At 42.9% G+C, this 16324-nt stretch carries 15 protein-coding genes and 1 other annotated feature; of the genes, 3 read left to right on the top strand and 12 right to left on the bottom strand.

Annotated features, from left to right (window positions below; translation table 11 throughout):
- Window positions 1-2: 2 nt before the first annotated feature.
- The 6 genes from ACJYYY_RS04180 to rpmG all read right to left on the bottom strand — a co-directional run bounded on the left by ACJYYY_RS04180 (window position 3) and on the right by rpmG (window position 4734).
- A complete protein-coding gene (locus ACJYYY_RS04180; protein ID WP_035313267.1) occupies window positions 3-1481 on the bottom strand; it encodes a sugar ABC transporter ATP-binding protein in 1479 nt (492 codons plus the stop codon).
- A 27-nt stretch (window positions 1482-1508) separates the two neighbouring features.
- Window positions 1509-1907, bottom strand: coding sequence for a D-ribose pyranase (gene rbsD / locus ACJYYY_RS04175; protein ID WP_035313269.1), 399 nt, complete (start codon window positions 1905-1907; stop codon window positions 1509-1511).
- Complete coding sequence (rbsK, locus tag ACJYYY_RS04170; RefSeq protein ID WP_035313270.1) at window positions 1904-2776, bottom strand: ribokinase; 873 nt, start codon at window positions 2774-2776, stop codon at window positions 1904-1906. The genes rbsD and rbsK overlap by 4 nt, the downstream gene beginning before the upstream one ends.
- A gap of 150 nt (window positions 2777-2926) precedes the next feature.
- Entirely contained in the window at window positions 2927-3931 is a 1005-nt protein-coding gene (locus tag ACJYYY_RS04165; RefSeq protein ID WP_408869145.1) for a LacI family DNA-binding transcriptional regulator, read from the bottom strand.
- Window positions 3932-3972: 41 nt separating this feature from the next.
- Complete coding sequence (locus ACJYYY_RS04160) at window positions 3973-4512, bottom strand: 5-formyltetrahydrofolate cyclo-ligase (protein WP_035313272.1); 540 nt, start codon at window positions 4510-4512, stop codon at window positions 3973-3975.
- 72 nt (window positions 4513-4584) lie between these two features.
- Window positions 4585-4734 carry a 50S ribosomal protein L33 gene (gene rpmG, locus ACJYYY_RS04155; RefSeq protein WP_035313274.1) on the bottom strand — a complete coding sequence of 50 codons (150 nt, stop codon included), beginning with the start codon at window positions 4732-4734 and terminating at the stop codon, window positions 4585-4587.
- A 218-nt stretch (window positions 4735-4952) separates the two neighbouring features.
- On the opposite strand from rpmG, the gene ACJYYY_RS04150 reads away from it, so the two are divergent.
- Both ACJYYY_RS04150 and ACJYYY_RS04145 read left to right on the top strand, forming a co-directional pair.
- On the top strand, window positions 4953-5315 hold the full coding sequence (locus ACJYYY_RS04150) for a hypothetical protein (RefSeq protein ID WP_035313276.1): 363 nt from the start codon (window positions 4953-4955) through the stop codon (window positions 5313-5315).
- 15 nt (window positions 5316-5330) lie between these two features.
- Window positions 5331-5846, top strand: a complete 516-nt coding sequence (locus ACJYYY_RS04145) for an endolytic transglycosylase MltG (protein ID WP_035313281.1) — start codon at window positions 5331-5333, stop codon at window positions 5844-5846.
- Window positions 5847-5889: 43 nt separating this feature from the next.
- Here ACJYYY_RS04145 and ACJYYY_RS04140 read toward each other — a convergent pair whose 3' ends face one another.
- Window positions 5890-8022 carry a penicillin-binding protein 2 gene (locus tag ACJYYY_RS04140; RefSeq protein ID WP_232217891.1) on the bottom strand — a complete coding sequence of 711 codons (2133 nt, stop codon included), beginning with the start codon at window positions 8020-8022 and terminating at the stop codon, window positions 5890-5892.
- Between the two features lie 208 nt (window positions 8023-8230).
- Between ACJYYY_RS04140 and ACJYYY_RS04135 the strand changes: the two genes are divergently transcribed.
- A complete protein-coding gene (locus ACJYYY_RS04135) occupies window positions 8231-9001 on the top strand; it encodes a DUF1189 domain-containing protein (RefSeq protein ID WP_051456806.1) in 771 nt (256 codons plus the stop codon).
- A 544-nt stretch (window positions 9002-9545) separates the two neighbouring features.
- On the opposite strand, the gene aspS is transcribed toward ACJYYY_RS04135, so the two are convergent.
- The 5 genes from aspS to ACJYYY_RS04110 all read right to left on the bottom strand — a co-directional run bounded on the left by aspS (window position 9546) and on the right by ACJYYY_RS04110 (window position 16317).
- Window positions 9546-11318 carry an aspartate--tRNA ligase gene (gene aspS / locus ACJYYY_RS04130; RefSeq protein WP_035313283.1) on the bottom strand — a complete coding sequence of 591 codons (1773 nt, stop codon included), beginning with the start codon at window positions 11316-11318 and terminating at the stop codon, window positions 9546-9548.
- A complete protein-coding gene (hisS, locus tag ACJYYY_RS04125; protein WP_035313285.1) occupies window positions 11318-12604 on the bottom strand; it encodes a histidine--tRNA ligase in 1287 nt (428 codons plus the stop codon). The genes aspS and hisS overlap by 1 nt, the downstream gene beginning before the upstream one ends.
- A 67-nt stretch (window positions 12605-12671) precedes the next feature.
- Window positions 12672-12899 (bottom strand) — a binding site (T-box leader).
- Window positions 12900-12996: 97 nt separating this feature from the next.
- Entirely contained in the window at window positions 12997-14286 is a 1290-nt protein-coding gene (locus tag ACJYYY_RS04120; protein ID WP_035313287.1) for a dihydrolipoamide acetyltransferase family protein, read from the bottom strand.
- Between the two features lie 24 nt (window positions 14287-14310).
- Window positions 14311-15294 (bottom strand): alpha-ketoacid dehydrogenase subunit beta, encoded by a 984-nt coding sequence (locus tag ACJYYY_RS04115; RefSeq protein WP_035313289.1) that lies wholly within the window; start codon window positions 15292-15294, stop codon window positions 14311-14313.
- On the bottom strand, window positions 15295-16317 hold the full coding sequence (locus tag ACJYYY_RS04110) for a thiamine pyrophosphate-dependent dehydrogenase E1 component subunit alpha (RefSeq protein WP_035313291.1): 1023 nt from the start codon (window positions 16315-16317) through the stop codon (window positions 15295-15297).
- Window positions 16318-16324: the final 7 nt, after the last annotated feature.

Below are 16324 nucleotides of genomic sequence, written 5' to 3'. Positions count from 1 at the left end.
CTTTAGTTCCCCCCTGTTGCTAATGTCATTATTTTTTCTTGCGTTGCTTCTGCTCGACTGAGCTCACCCGTAAGCCTGCCCTCGTGAATAACGACAATACGGTCGCTCATACCTAACACCTCAGGAAGCTCTGATGACACCATGATAATGCCGACACCTCGATCCGTCAGCTCGTTCATCAACTGATAAATTTCACGTTTGGCGCCAATATCGACACCACGGGTCGGTTCATCCATAATTAAAAGTTGCGGTCCAATCCCTATCCATTTGGCAATAACAACCTTTTGTTGATTCCCACCAGAAAGTGATCCTACCGCTAAATCAAGCGAGGCCATTTTGATAGCAAGTCGCTTCGCCAACATCCCGGTAAAGGTGCGCTCGTCTTTTTCGAGCATCACACCATGTGGCGAAAAATCCGCAATACTGGCAAGGGCAATGTTATCATTAATCGAAAAATCAAGAATCAACCCTTCATCCTTACGATTTTCGGTAATAAAACCCATTCCCGCTTTTATCGCTTCTTTTGGCCCTCGTAATTTTTTACGTTCGCCCTTAATGATGACCTCACCGCTATCGTAACGATCCATTGCGAACAAGGCACGCATAATTTCGGTGCGACCCGCTCCCATTAAACCAGCCACACCGACAATTTCACCACTGTCGACCGTCAGTGAGATGTTGTTGAATACACCTTTTTTCGTGAGGTTTTTCACTTCGAGAATGCGCTCACCTCGATGCAGTGTTCGTTGCGGAAAACGTTCGGTCAATTCACGACCGACCATTTGCTTGACCACCGTATCAAATGACGTCGCAGCAATCGCCTCCGTGCTAACAGAAATACCGTCTCGCATAATTGTAATCCGATCACACAGTTGAAAGATTTCTTCCATTCGATGGGAAATGTAGACGATTGATACGCCACGTGCCCGCAGTTGCTGCATCACGCGGAATAAATGTTCGGTCTCTGCTTCTGTCAAAGCAGCCGTTGGTTCATCCATAATGATGACCTTTGCCTCAGTCATTAAACTTTTCATGATTTCTGCCATCTGTTGTTGCCCTACAGAGCAGTCGCCAGCTTCTTTATAGAGCGGCAATTTAATCCCGATTTCAGCACATTTCGCCTCTGCCAACTGTTGCATTTTCTTCGTTTGCAACACGCCAAACTTACTCAGCTGTTTGCCAATAAACAGGTTCTCTAACAAGGTTAAGTTAGGGAAGATATTTAACTCTTGATGAATAAAGGCGATGCCGTCAGTTTCGGCTTCTTGCGGATTTTTATAGTTTTTTGGTTTGCCGTCAACCTTAATGTCTCCTTGATCAAGTTGATGTAAGCCGGTTAAAATATTCATCAACGTCGATTTACCTGCGCCATTCTCACCCATGAGCGCATGTATTTCTCCATCTAACAGCTCGAAATCAACACCTTTTAGCACCTCGTTTTTGCCGAATGCTTTATGAATATTTGTCATTGTAATCTTCATTCTTCGAACCTCCTCTACGAGTAGACATTAAAAGTTAACGCCTGCATGTAAGATGATATTCGCATACGGGGTTGCTTCACCGGTGCGAATGACTGCCTTTGTTTCAGGGAGTGCGGCCTTTAATTGTTCATGACTAACAGTGACAATCGGTATCGCTTCACCAAATAATGCCTGAATCGCTGCATAAACGTCAGGATTTTGCGTGATTATTTCGGTCGCAATCGTCACTTTCTCGATGACGAGATGCTCAGCGACATTTTTCAAAACCGTCATAAAACGCGGAACTCCTTGTTCAATCGCCAAGTCGATTTTTTTGACTTCTGTGGGAATCGGTAAACCACAATCACCGATTGCGATGGTATCGGTATGTCCGATATCAGCCAGCGTTTTACTCATGTCACTATTTAACGGTCCGTATCGTTTCATTTTGCCAACAACTCCTCAACAGCAGCACGTGTTGGCATACCTGATTGTGCCCCTAATTTTTGGACTGAGAGTGCCGCTGCCGCATTGCCGAAACGAACAGCTTCAGCGAGCGATTGCCCTTCAGCGAGACCAACAGCAAAGGCGCCATTAAACGTGTCGCCTGCCCCTGTCGTATCTGTTACAGCCACTTTAAAAGCTGGAACGGTCGTTTCTTTGAAACACACACCGTCTGCACCTAACGTAATTAACAACTCACCTGGAAACGCCCCAAAGCTATCGGCCCGTGATTGTTGACCAAAAATAAGAGCTGCTTCCGATTCATTCGGTGTTAAGTAACTGAATTTCGCTAAGGTTTCAGGCGCGACCGTTGCCGCTGGTGCGGGATTCACGAGTAATGGTGTACCCTCGCTCTCACAGACATCTGCTAAATAGGCAATCATCGGTAACGGAATCTCATATTGTGTCAACACAATATCTGAGGCCGCTATCGTTGCTCGTGCTTCTTCAATTAAACTAGCAGAGACACAGTCATTAGCACCCTTAATGACGATAATACTGTTATCGCCTTCTGCAACGGTAATGTGTGCCGTCCCACTCGTCTGATTAGTAAAACGTTTTACTAATGACGTATCAACCTGTTGTGACGCTAAATTTGCCACAATCATTTCACCATAGGCATCGTCTCCAACACAGCCGACCATCGTTACATCCGCTCCTAGACGTGCGGCCGCCACAGCTTGATTAGCCCCTTTTCCGCCTGGAAACAAGGAAAGATTCGTTCCAATCACTGTTTCACCTGCTAGTGGGCGTTTAGACGCACTCACGACCAAATCCATCGATAAACTTCCAACTACTGTTATTTTTGTCATCTTCGTCCCTCCATCTTCAAGAAAGCGTTTTCATTTCTGCTCTAGTATATAGTAAAACGTTTTACGTTGTCAATCACAAATAAAAAATAAAGCGTTAACAGCCAACTCGAACACCAAATGACGAGTTGACGCTACCGTTTGTGCCCTTAATTACCTTTTTTCTTTCGTTTTTACGCTTTCACGTTCCTTTAACGAAATCGGTAAAATGGTGGTTGCAATTTCCACCGTTTCAGTTTCAATTAAGGCGAGCATGTGACGAGCGGCAATCGCTCCGATACGCTGGGTTGGCTGGGTAATTGTCGTTAACGGTGGCGACATGAAGTGTGCCAAATTAATGTCATCAAAACCGATGACTGAAAGATCAGCTGGCACGCTTAACCCCGCTTCTTCAGCCGCTTTATACACCCCAAACGCCATCAGGTCATTACAGGCAAAGATGGCGCTCACACCTTTGTTGATCAGCGCTTGTGCAGCCAAATAACCACTTTGTTCATTAACAAAACCGGCTTCTTCTAACAATGGGGCCTGTTTGATTGCTTTCATCGCAGCCAAATACCCCTGTGAGCGTTGGTAAATATTACTGAACTGCGGTTTCGTGGTAATACAACCAATGGCCGTATGCCCCTTTTGTAATAAGTGTTCAGTTGCTGTCATACCACCGGCAAAATCGTCAATAAAGACACCATTTGTATCGCTGTAGTCACTCGGACGATCCAACAATAAATAGGGCACACGACGACTCGCCAGTTTGCTAAGCAAATGTTTATTATCCGATACTGTTCCGGCTAAAAAAACGCCATCGACGAAGCGATATAACATTTCATCAACATAACGCTCTTCACGGGCCAGATCCGATGATGAGTTACAGAGCAGCACCAAATACCCTTGCTCCACCAAAATATCCTCTATCACCTTTGCTAATTCCGCAAAAAAAGGATTGGTAATTTCCGACACGATAAACCCAATCGTTTTACTCTTTGTTTTATTTAAATTTTTGGCGAAATAATGTGGTTGATAATTTAATTTTACAATGGCCTCATTCACCTTCGCATGTGTGTCTGTACTAAAACGCTGTCCTTTTTGATTGATGATTAAAGAAACCGTTGTAATCGAGACATCGGCTTCACGGGCAATGTCTTTAATGGTTACCTTCATAGTCTGATCACCTTCTTTTTTTGTTAGTTTCAGCTGTCGTATTACTCAGCAACAAGCACAGTTTGGACTGGCAGGTCATGTGCCTCAACAGGAAGTTCAGTCACAAGCTGTTCACTAAAGGCCAGTGAGATGGTCGTCCCTCGATAGATGCCCAACAAACGATCATAGTAACCACCTCCAAAACCAATGCGATAGCCTGCCGTATTAAACGCAACCCCAGGGACAATTAGTAAATCAATCGTTGCTGCGTCAATCACAGCCGCTGTCGGTAACGGCTCCTCAATGCCCCTTAGAGACTGTGTCGGTGTCGACTTGGTATAGTTACAAAATAAAAGCAAACGTTCGTTAGACTGTGTTCTAGGGATGACAACACGTTTTTGTTCTGCCCAGGCTTGTTCAATGATTGGCTGTGTCGCTATTTCAGGTGCTTTACTCATTGTGATGCCGATTGTTGTCGCCTTCTGCCAGTTGGGACTAGAAAACAATTGCTGATACAGTTGCTGCTCTTTTAATAAGCGTCTATTCGGTGCCATCGTTGCTAACTTAGACAAAATCCTTTGACGTAACCTTTGTTTCGTCATGCTGGGTAACCCCCTTTTTTAAAAAACAGTATAAAAAAAGACAAAATCAAATTGACTTTGTCCCAGGTGTTATTATTTTGTTTCACGGTGTACTGTTGAAGCTTTGTCACGTGGACAATATTTTTTTAATTCAACACGTTCCGGATTAGTACGTTTGTTTTTTGTAGAAATGTAGTTTTGTTCGCCACATTCAGTACATTTTAATGTAATATTTACGCGCATGATTTTCCCTCCCTATTGTCTGATTAATTCAGCACAAGAATGGTTTCATAATATCATTTATTTCACCCTATTGTCAAGTCGATAACGCACAGTTCCTCTTATTTTCAGTAAATCTTTAAAAAAAATGAATATATGACAGTATTACCGATATGCGATATAATTAAACTAGAATTAACAAAAAAACTAAAACATAGGTGAAAAGAGGTGTCATTCTACACATGAGTCTTATACTAATCATCATTTTACTCGTTCTCGCAATCGTATCACTCGTTCTTTCTTTTATGAAAAAAAGCGATACTGCTGCCTTAGAAAAAGAAGTTGACGAACGTTCTGTTCATCTTTTAAAAGAAAACAGTGCATTACGTGAACGTATTAATCGGATTGAAGATGTTTTACAGATTGATTCATCACAGTCGAACCATAACTTTGCTACCGAACAAATCAATCTTAACGAGTTATTAAAACAAGAAATCACAGTGCTATACACAACTGGCCTCACGCCAGAAAACATCGCCATCAAAACAGCTACACCGCTTGATAAAGTCGAAAAAATCATTCATGATTATGTTCAAAATGTATAACCAAGGAGGACAAATATGTCTAGAGAAGCCTATCGCTGGTTAGGAATCGGTTTTCTGATTGCAGCCATCCTTGTTCTATCGTTTAAGTTGTTTGGCACTGACTCAGAAGCAACCTCAAAAAAAGCAGTGAAGGTTGCTGAAACCACCACTTCAACTACCCCCTCAAACGAACAAGCTGACTGGAAAAAGAAATACGAGGATTTATTGGCTGAAACTGAAACAGCTAAATTAGCAAGTGAACAAGCAGCTGAAGAAAAGGCTGCCAAAAAGACCGAAACAGCTGCTAATGCTAAGAAAAAAAGTGATTCTAACAAAAACAAAGACAGTGTATCTATTTCAATCGGCGAAGGCGAACCTGCCTCCGACGTTGCTAAAAAGCTGGCTGAGTACGATATGATTAGCGATGCTGATTATTTCACTGAGTTTATGCGTAATAACGGTTATGAAAAATTCATCCGTAACGGCACTTACACGATCAAAAAAACAATGAACCTTGATGATATTGCTAAAACAATTACCGGTCAAAACTAAAAAAAGCACTGAGCCACACAACTTGTGTGGTTCAGTGCTTTTTCTAGTTGTCTTCTTTTGTTATTTTCAAGGCATTGTCAGTCCCATCAGCCTTTTTAGCCCGCTCTTTTTGCAGGTTAAAGTAGGCATCAAACACACCTTTAGCAATAATCATGTTTAAATGGTTCTCATTGTCGCCCGTGTATGCCCAAGGCACAGCTACTGATACAGCGATTTCTGGATCATCATATGGTGCATAACCAACAAAGGTTGTGTTCCAAACAGCCGGAGCTGCAATACCAGATGTGTAATCCCAGTCAGGTCCAGCATAAAATGATTCTGCTGTTCCTGTTTTACCAGCCACCTTGTAGTCCAAGCCGGCAAAGTAGGATGCACCTGTTCCGCCAGTTGTTCCACCAGCTGTGTTATTCATTACCTCGTAAAAACCTTTTTGCACTTGTTCGAAGTAGTTTTTTGGCAAGTCAATCTTATTTAAAATTCGTGCGTTTGCCTGCGTTTGTAACGCACCAACTTCATCATCTTCATTGGTAGCATCACGCACTTGCCCAAGAATATGTGGTGCAATTCGATACCCATTATTAGCAATCGTCGACACATATTGATTTAATTGTAACGGTGTATAACCATCATACTGGCCATACGATAAATCGAGGTATTTACCTGGTTCTGTCTCGGTTCCAATAATACCGGTTGCTTCACCTGGTAAATCAATCCCCGTTGTCGTACCTAATCCAAACTCCGCATAGACTTTGCGCAGTTTATCAAACGCTGTCGTTGGAATATCGAGCGATCCATCTTTGACATAGGTTGCGCCTGCAATATCGAGCGCTGTTTTCATCATATAAACGTTGGATGATTGACGCAAGGCTGAAATATCATTCATTGCGATTGACCCTGTCCGGTTAAACCATGAACTTTTTTTCTCAGTCCCTTTTAACTCAATCGGCTCATCGATTTCAGTATAGCCTGGTTCTTTACCATATGTGTAACCGGCCATCACTGTTGCACCTTTGATAGCCGAACCCATAACATAAGATGATGTAAAGGTTCCGAGTGAGTCATCTTCAAACTTGCCTTTTTTATATTGTTGACCGGCAAGTGTTAAAATTTCACCTGTTTTCGGATTGGTAATAACGACATAGGCCCGATCTAAAAAAACTGAACCAGCTGTTGTTTTCCCCATTCGAAGAGTATCTTTAATGATTTTATCTGTTTTTGCTTGCAAGTCAGCATCAATCGTTAAGACGACATCGCTCCCTTTTTTACCAGCATAATCTTCAATCGTTGAAATAACATTGCCAGACGAATCAGTCTCACTGCTATATTCTGCTTTGGCTCCTCTTAACAACGCTTCATATTGTTGTTCAACATAACTTTGACCCACTCGGTCATTACGAGCGTAACCAAGCGCCAAATAACTTTGTAGACTCTCATCAGGCAAACCTTGTTTCTCACTTGTAACCGACCCTAAAATCGAGCGTAAGGTTGTATCACTGCGGTATGACCGCACCCAATCTTTCGCGGTGTCTACTCCTGGTAGCTCACTTAAGTTTTCACTTACTTTAGCAATTTCAATATCGGTAACATCTTTACTTTTAACGTTGACTGGTGTCAAAGCATAGCCCGCATTAAATTGACGGTAAATAAAGGCGATATTTTTATCTTCGGTTGTCAATTCAGCCAACTGTGGTTTCGTAACACTCTCAACCTGTTTCGCATAATACTCTGCGTTTCCGATTTTTTCAGCTTCTTTATCAGTGATTTTCGTGTTTGCTTTCGCTTCTTTCGGATGTTTTATAATCCAGTAATCAATCAAATCACGTTCGGTAATATTATCGGTATCAACCGTAATCATCGTTGATAATTTTTTAGCAGTCGCAATCATTTCCGCCGTTTTGGTTGTTGATGAACGTGTATACGTAATGGTATTTTCAGGTTTATTGGCGACTAATTTCTTGAAATTACGATCGTATATTTCACCACGCGGGACATTTTTCGTTACGGTTGTGCTATTCGTTTGTTCCACTTCATTTTTATAATCTTCACCATAGACAATCTGTAAAAAACCTAACCGTAAGATTAGGATTGCAAACAAGGTGAACACAATAAAGAATAAAATATTTAATCGTATAGGAATATGCACCTTACGCTTACTCCGGCTTTTTTTACCATTCACATCAAACAATCCTTCCGTTAAAAAAGTACTTCCTTAATTTTAGTACAAATCCGATAATAATGCTAGACACAAGGGGTGTTTCTCACAATTATTCTTTTTAAACAGGAGTTTTTTGCAATTAGCGACTATCTTCGATATGATAAACAGTAAGTAGCGTACCTCAATGTGCGCAAATCATATATTTTAAGGATAGGTGGTCACAACACACATGAAACTGTTCACACGCTTTATTAAAAGTATTTACTCACCCGATGACATTGCCTCTTATCGCACCGTCAAAACCGGTGGCTTCATCGCACAAATCATTTTAATTGCCTGTCTCGCCTTTATTCCGACGGCGTACTTAGTAGCGACACAGTCCACTGCTCTCTTAGCTGATGTCACTGATGTCGTGAAAAATGATTTCCCCGATTTCACCATCAAAGATGGCACCTTACAGGCAACGAGTGACAAAACCATTATGAAATCGTTAAATCAAGGTGTTCTTGGCTTTGCCACTTCTGATGACAACGCTGAATCCAGTTTATCGCAACTTACTCCTGTCACACAAATTGGTGTTGGCTTTTTCAAAGAAGGACTTGTCGTTGAGTATTTTGGAACCTCTCAAACGATTCCCTATTCAATGATCAACTTGGAAAGCAAGGCTGACTTAGTTAAGATGCTCGACTCGACAAAAGAGTCTGCCACCTATGTTCTCACAATGATTTTCATCTTCATGTTCGTGTTATTACTCGTGATGACAACGATTAAAGTCTTCTTTTACGGCTTGTTTGCCTTCTTGCTTGGAAAATCTGGTCGTAAAAACATCACCTATTTGGCAGCTGTAAAAATTTCAGCTTTCAGTTGGAGCTTGATGACGGTTTTCACCTTCATTACTGATATAGCATCTATTTCAATCTCCTACTTATCGGAGTTCAACATCCTGATTACCATTGTGATTATGTTCCTTGCTGTAAAACGCATCCCAATGGAGAAATAAAAGCGATATCTGCTCGTTCAACAGCGTATAAATTGGAAAGATCGTGCTTGCGATTATTTACCATCGCAAGAAGCGAGCTTGAAATTTACTAGCTGTTAGCTGATTGAGCTAGACTAATAAAAGCGATATCTGCTCGTTCAACAGCGTATAAATTGGAAAGGTCGTGCTTGCGATTATTTACCATCGCAAGAAGCGAGCTTGAAATTTACTAGCTGTTAGCTGATTGAGCTAGACTAATAAAAGCGATAGCTAACCGGTAGAAGCAAACAGCTTGGAAGAAAAATGTGAGCGATTATTTACCGTCGCAATCATTTTTCTGAAAGATGAAAGCTTCTGGTTGATTGAGCTAGACTAATAAAAGCGATATCTGCTCGTTCAACTTCGAAGATATTGGAATGGAAAAGCGTAGCGACTATTTACCGTCGCTGCTTTTTTAATGAAATATCACAGAAGTTAGCTGATTGAGCTAGACTAATAAAAGCGATAGCTAACCGATAAAAACAAAAAGTCCGTTGTGCAAATCAAATGCACAGCGGACTTTTTATTATTCTGCTTTTTCTGTAATATCTAGCTGCAACTCAGCCAATTGTTTCGCACTTACAGCTGAAGGAGCCTGTGTCATCGGATCACTTGCACGACCTGTTTTCGGGAAGGCAATCGTATCACGAATGTTATCACGACCTGTCAATAACATCACCACGCGGTCAAGTCCTAAGGCAATCCCACCGTGAGGCGGTGTACCGTATTCAAAGGCATCCATCAAGAAACCAAATTGAGCACGGGCTTCTTCTTCAGTAAAACCAAGCGCTTTGAACATTTTTGCTTGGATGGCACTGTCATAAATACGCAACGATCCTCCACCAAGTTCATAACCATTTAAAACGACATCATAGGCTTGCGCATAAACAGCTTCTGGTTTTGTATCAAGCAATGCCACATCTTCTTCGTTTGGCATTGTAAACGGATGATGCGCTGCTACAAAACGGTTTTCTTCTTCATCGTATTCAAACAATGGCCAGTTCACAACCCAAAGGAAGGCTAACTCATCTTCGTTAATTAAGTTCATTTCTTTCGCGACTTTGCCACGTAATGCGCCTAATGATGCAGCTACAACACTTGCTTTATCAGCGACAAAGACAAACATATCACCTACATGACCGTCTAGTTTAGCAATTAACTCCGCTTGTTTCGTAGCATCGAAGAATTTAGCGATTGGTCCTTTTAATTCCCCTTCTTCTACTTTTACCCAAGCAAGACCTTTAGAGCCATAAATCTTCACAAATTCACCCATCGCATCGATTTGTTTACGTGAATATGCTGCGCCACCACCGACAATGTTAATCGCCTTAACTTGGCCGCCCATTTCAATCGCTTGTGTGAACACTTTAAAGTCACTCTCTGCCACAACATCAGCCACATCGACCAATTCTAACCCAAAACGAACATCTGGTTTGTCGCTGCCGTAACGCGCCATTGCTTCATCGTATTCCATGCGCGGAAACGGTGTCGGGATATCGATCCCTTTAGCTTCTTTAACGACTGCTTTTAACAACGATTCTGTCATTGTTTGAATTTCTTCAGCACTTTGGAAACTTGTCTCAATATCAATTTGAGTAAACTCAGGTTGACGATCACCACGTAAATCTTCGTCACGGAAACAACGGACAATTTGGTAATACTTATCGAAACCAGCAGCCATTAACAATTGTTTGTTCAATTGCGGTGACTGTGGCAACGCATAAAAATGACCAGGATGTACACGGCTTGGTACAAGATAATCACGTGCCCCTTCTGGTGTTGATTTATTCAACATCGGTGTTTCGATGTCTAAGAAGCCTAAATCATCTAACGTATTACGCACTGCGCGCTTAATATCATGACGTTTACGAATAATATTTGACATTTCCGGACGACGCAAGTCCAAGTAACGGTATTTTAAACGGAGGTCATCACTGACATCAACGCCATCTTCAATGTAAAAAGGTGGTGTTTTAGCTGCATTCAACACTTCGATTGATGAAGCCAACACTTCAACCGCACCGGTTTTAATCTTCGTATTCACTTGCGCTGCGGCGCGTTCAACGACCTTACCTTTGATGGTAATGACATATTCACCACGCACATTTTCAGCAATCGCTAACGCTTCTTTTGATTCGTCAGGATTAAAGACGATTTGAACAGCACCCTCACGGTCACGTAAATCGATAAAAATTAAGCCACCTAAATCACGACGTTTTTGTACCCAACCACTTAAAGTGACTTCTTGACCAACAAAGTCAGTTGTTACTAATCCGCAATACGTTGTACGTTTATCCATTAGTTTGTCTCTCCTTCAGCTTGTTTGCTTTGTAATGTTGCAATGAAATCAGTCATTGCCACTTTCTCTTGCGTCCCGGTAGTCATGTCTTTGATATTGATTAAGCCTTCTGCTAATTCCTCTTCACCAACAACGACAACAAAACGGGCATTTTCACGGTCAGCTGTTTTAAATTGACCTTTAACTTTTTTCGATAAGTAATCACGTTCCGCTGTAAAGCCGGCTTGACGTGCGGCCATCGTTAATTTCAGTGTCACCGGTGATACCGCTTCGCCAACACCTACAACGAAAACATCGAGTGTATTTTCAAAAGGCAAGACAATCTCTTCGGCTGCAAGTGCGGCCAGTAAACGTTCAATACTTAAGGCAAAGCCAACACCTGGTGAGGCTGGCCCACCTAGTTCTTCAACTAAACCATTATAACGCCCACCCCCACAAAGGGTTGTAATCGCGCCAAAACCTTTTGCCTCACTCATGATTTCAAAGGTTGAGTGGTTGTAGTAATCCAATCCTCGTACCATCGTTGGATCTTCGATATAGGCAATCTCCAACGCATCTAAATGACATTTAACCGCTGTGTAATAAGCCAATGATTCTTCATTTAAGAATGAAATAATCGATGGTGCAGATGCGATTAACGGATGTGCGTGATCGACTTTACAGTCTAAAATACGCAGTGGATTTTTTTCTAAACGTGTTTGACAATCCGAACAAAATTCATGAATCGTCGGTTTAAAGTGGGCAATCATCGCTTCACGGTGTGCGAGACGACTGTCTTTATCACCCAGTGAATTAATCACCAATTTCACTTCTTTCAAGCCTAATTCTTGATAGATGGATAAGGCAAGTGCCATGATTTCAGCATCGATGGCTGGATCCTGAACACCAATTGCCTCAGCACCTAATTGTACGAACTGACGTTGACGTCCTTTTTGCGGACGCTCATAGCGAAACATTGGCCCACAATAAAACAATTTTGCTGGTTGATTCACCTGTCCGAACAATTTATGTTCAACATAGGCACGCGCAACTGAGGCTGTTCCTTCAGGACGTAACGTCATTGAACGGTCTTTGCGGTCTTTAAAGGTATACATTTCCTTAGTGACGATATCGGTTGTATCACCGACTCCTTTTTGAAACAGCTCAGTGTGTTCAAAAATAGGTGTGCGGATTTCACTGTAACGCGCACGTTTAAAGAGTTGTTGTGCCACCTGTTCGATGTACTGCCATTTTTCACTTTCTCCTGGCATAATGTCAACTGTTCCACGTGGTATTTGAATTTTCATCGGTCAATGACCTCCTTTATAATTTTAAGTACAAAAAAAGAAAACAAACGTCACCCTGCTCTAACGAACAAGGGACGAGTGTTTTCTTATCACCCGTGGTACCACCCTAATTGAAAACACACTGTGTTTTCCACTCTCAGTTAACGCCTGATAACGTTTCACTCTACTGGCAAGCGTTCGAATGAAAACCTCCTAAGTGTCTTTCAAACAGGGTTTGGTGAAAAACCTTACAGCCACGGGTTTTTCTCTCTGAAACCAAACGATCTCTTTTACTTTTCTTAATCAACGGTATCTCTATGTTTAATATATTTATCCTATGATAAATTAAGAAATAAGTCAATAGAACGATTCCGTTTTTTGAGACTTTTTCAGTAAAAGACGCTTTTTATTAATTAATAGACGTTCGTCGTTAACGGATCAATTGTTTCGACGCTCGTTTTTATCTCCTGTAAAAAACGTCCCGCAACGAGGCCATCTAACACACGATGATCAATTGAGAGGCAGAGGTTCACCATGTCCCGAATCGCAATCATGCCATCTTTCACTACCGGCCGTTTAACGATTGACTCCACTTGTAAAATCGCGGCCTGTGGATGATTGATGATGCCCATCGACTGGACTGAACCGAATGATCCCGTCGAGTTAACCGTGAACGTCCCACCAGTCATTTCGTTAGCACTGAGCTTACCTGTCCGTACTTTTTGCGCCAACGTATTAATCTGTTTACCGATGCCTTTCACACTCAACTCATCTGCCTGTTGAATTACAGGTACGAACAAGGCGTCATCCGTTGCTACCGCAATCGATAAGTTAATCGCTTGGCGTTGGATAATCGCTTCATCAGTCCACGTACTGTTTAACTCAGGGTATTTTTTCAACGCCTGTGCCACCGCCTTCACAAAGAAAGCAAAATAACTAAGACTAAATCCTTCTTTGGCTTTGAACTCATCTTTGAGGCGATTACGTGCCACAACGAGCGCAGTAGCATCGACTTCGACCATCACCCACGCATGAGGAATTTGCTGGACGCTTTCAACCATGTGTTTAGCAATGGCCTTACGAACGGGTGTTAACGGCACTGTTTTATCGCCTGATAATATCGCTGCCGTATGAACTTGCGTCGGTGGTGGCGTCGGCGCAACACGTGGTGCAACGGTTGCTTCAGCTCCACTTGCTGGTGCCACTTCCTTCTGAGGTGGTGCTGTCAATACGTCCTTGCGGGTAATTCGGCCGCCCTTACCAGTACCGCTTAAGTGGCTTAAATCGAGACCACGTTCATGTGCGAGACGGCGTACAACTGGTGAATAACGGCCACGCTCTAACGGATTTATTTTAGCAACGTTCGGTTGTTTTTCTGCAACGTTCGGTTGTTTTTCTGCAACGTTCGGTTGTTTTTCTGCAACGTTCGGTTGTTTTTCCATCATTGCATTGTTGCTTGTTGGTGCGGTCTCAATCGTACAAATTACCTCGTTGATAGGCACTGCCACGTCGATAGCGGCCACTAAGTCTTTAATGACGCCTGTAAATGACGAGGGTATTTCGGCTGTCACTTTATCGGTAATCACTTCTGCAATCGGATCATACTCATTGACTTGGTCACCCGGTTGTACGAGCCAGGCCGTTAATGTACCTTCGGTAACACTCTCACCTAATTGAGGCATTGTGATGTTTTCAATTGCCATGTTTTCACTCCCCTATGTTTATCATTAAAAGGTTGCTAATTCGCGCATTGCTGCTTCGACTTGATCACCGTTCACTAAAAAGGCTTTCTCAATCGAAGACGAAAAGGGCATTGCCGGTGAATCAGGTCCTGCTAAGCGTGCAATCGGAGCATCGAGGTCAAACAGACAATGTTCCGCCACAATCGCAGCCACTTCACCAATAATACTGCCTTGCTTGTTGTCTTCGGTTATGAGTAGTACCTTGCCGGTTTTTTGTGCGGCAGCGATAATACTCGCTTCATCTAACGGATAAATCGTTCGCAAATCAAGCAGATGAACTGAGATACCGTCTTCGGCTAACGTTTTAGCTGCCTCATTGGCTAGCGACACACATAAGCCGTATGTGATAACGGTTAAATCGGTGCCCTCACGAACAACATTGGCTTGACCAATTGGCACCAAGTGTTCGCCTGCTGGCACTTCTTCTTTTAACAAACGATAGGCACGCTTATGCTCTAAAAACAAAACGGGATCATTAGCTCGAATCGCTGCCTTGAGTAGCCCTTTAGCATCGCTTGGTGAAGATGGCATCACAATTTTCAATCCTGGTTGCCCCATAAAGATTTTTTCAATTGACTGTGAATGATACAAACCGCCATGAACACCACCACCATAAGGCGCACGGATAACCATCGGAACAGTCCACTCATTATTCGAGCGGTAACGCATACGGGCCGCTTCTGAAATAATTTGATTGATGGCTGGCATAATAAAATCGGCAAACTGCATCTCGGCCACCGGTCGTTTGCCATAGAGCGCTGCGCCGATACCTACACCGGCAATGGCCGATTCTGCCAACGGCGTATCGATGACCCGTTCCGCCCCATAACGGGCATACAAACCTTCAGTTGCCTTAAACACACCGCCTTTTAGACCGACATCTTCACCAATAACAAACACATTCTCATCGCGTGCCATTTCTTCATCCATTGCTAGCGTAATCGCTTCGATATATGATAAAACCGCCATTTAATCGCCTCCCTGTGATTCATCGTAAACATGTAAACCAAGTGTTTCTATTTGTGGCGCAGCGGCTTCTTCGGCATACGTCGTTGCCGCTTGAATTTCCAAGCGCACACGCTCAGCAATGGCAGCTAAAGTATCCGCATCACTATGACCTTCATCGAGCAACTGTGCCTCAAAAAGGGCTAATGGATCATCGAGACGGGCAGCATCGACTTCTTCACGGCTCCGATACGAACGGTCATCATCATCCGATGAATGTGGGGTGAAGCGGTAGGTGACTGTTTCTATCAACGTAGGCCCCTCACCTGCTCGCGCCCGTGTCACTGCCCGTTGAAATGCTAAATAAACAGCAGCAAAATCATTGCCATCAACTGTTTCACCAGGAATACCATAACCAATCGCACGATCAGACAGTTGTGCGGCCTTATACTGTAATTCTTGTGGCACAGAAATCGCGTACTGATTGTTTTCAATCACAAATACCACCGGCAAGGCATGCACACTTGCAAAATTTATCCCCTCATGAAAATCACCCTGGTTTGAGGAGCCTTCGCCACACGAGGTGTAGGCCACAATCGGGTCATTTGACATTTTGGCAGCTAACGCAATTCCGGCTGCATGCGGAAATTGTGTTGTTACTGGTGAACTTTGCGAAACGATGCGGTGTGCCTTATGCCCATAATGTGCAGGCATTTGTCGCCCACCTGAGTTTGGATCTTCGGCTTTACCAAAGGCGGATAGTAACACCTCTTGCGCCGTCATACCAAAGGCGAGTACGACCGCTAAATCACGGTAATAGGGCAATGTATAATCAATCTGACGATCAAAGGCAAAGGCAGACGCAATTTGCGCCCCCTCTTGACCTTGACCCGAAATATTAAATGGTAATTTGCCGGAACGATTAAGCAACCAAATGCGCTCATCTAAGCGCCTTGCCATTAACATCAGTTCATACATTTCGTGAAGTGTGTCACGTGAGACCCCCATTTCACTTAATGCCGTCGTCTTGCGTGCAGTTTTTAACATCAGCTTC

Origin of the sequence: Brochothrix campestris (genome assembly GCF_046058945.1) — a bacterium.
GTDB classification, from domain to species: domain Bacteria; phylum Bacillota; class Bacilli; order Lactobacillales; family Listeriaceae; genus Brochothrix; species Brochothrix campestris.
This window is presented reverse-complemented; position numbering and strand designations above follow the sequence as displayed.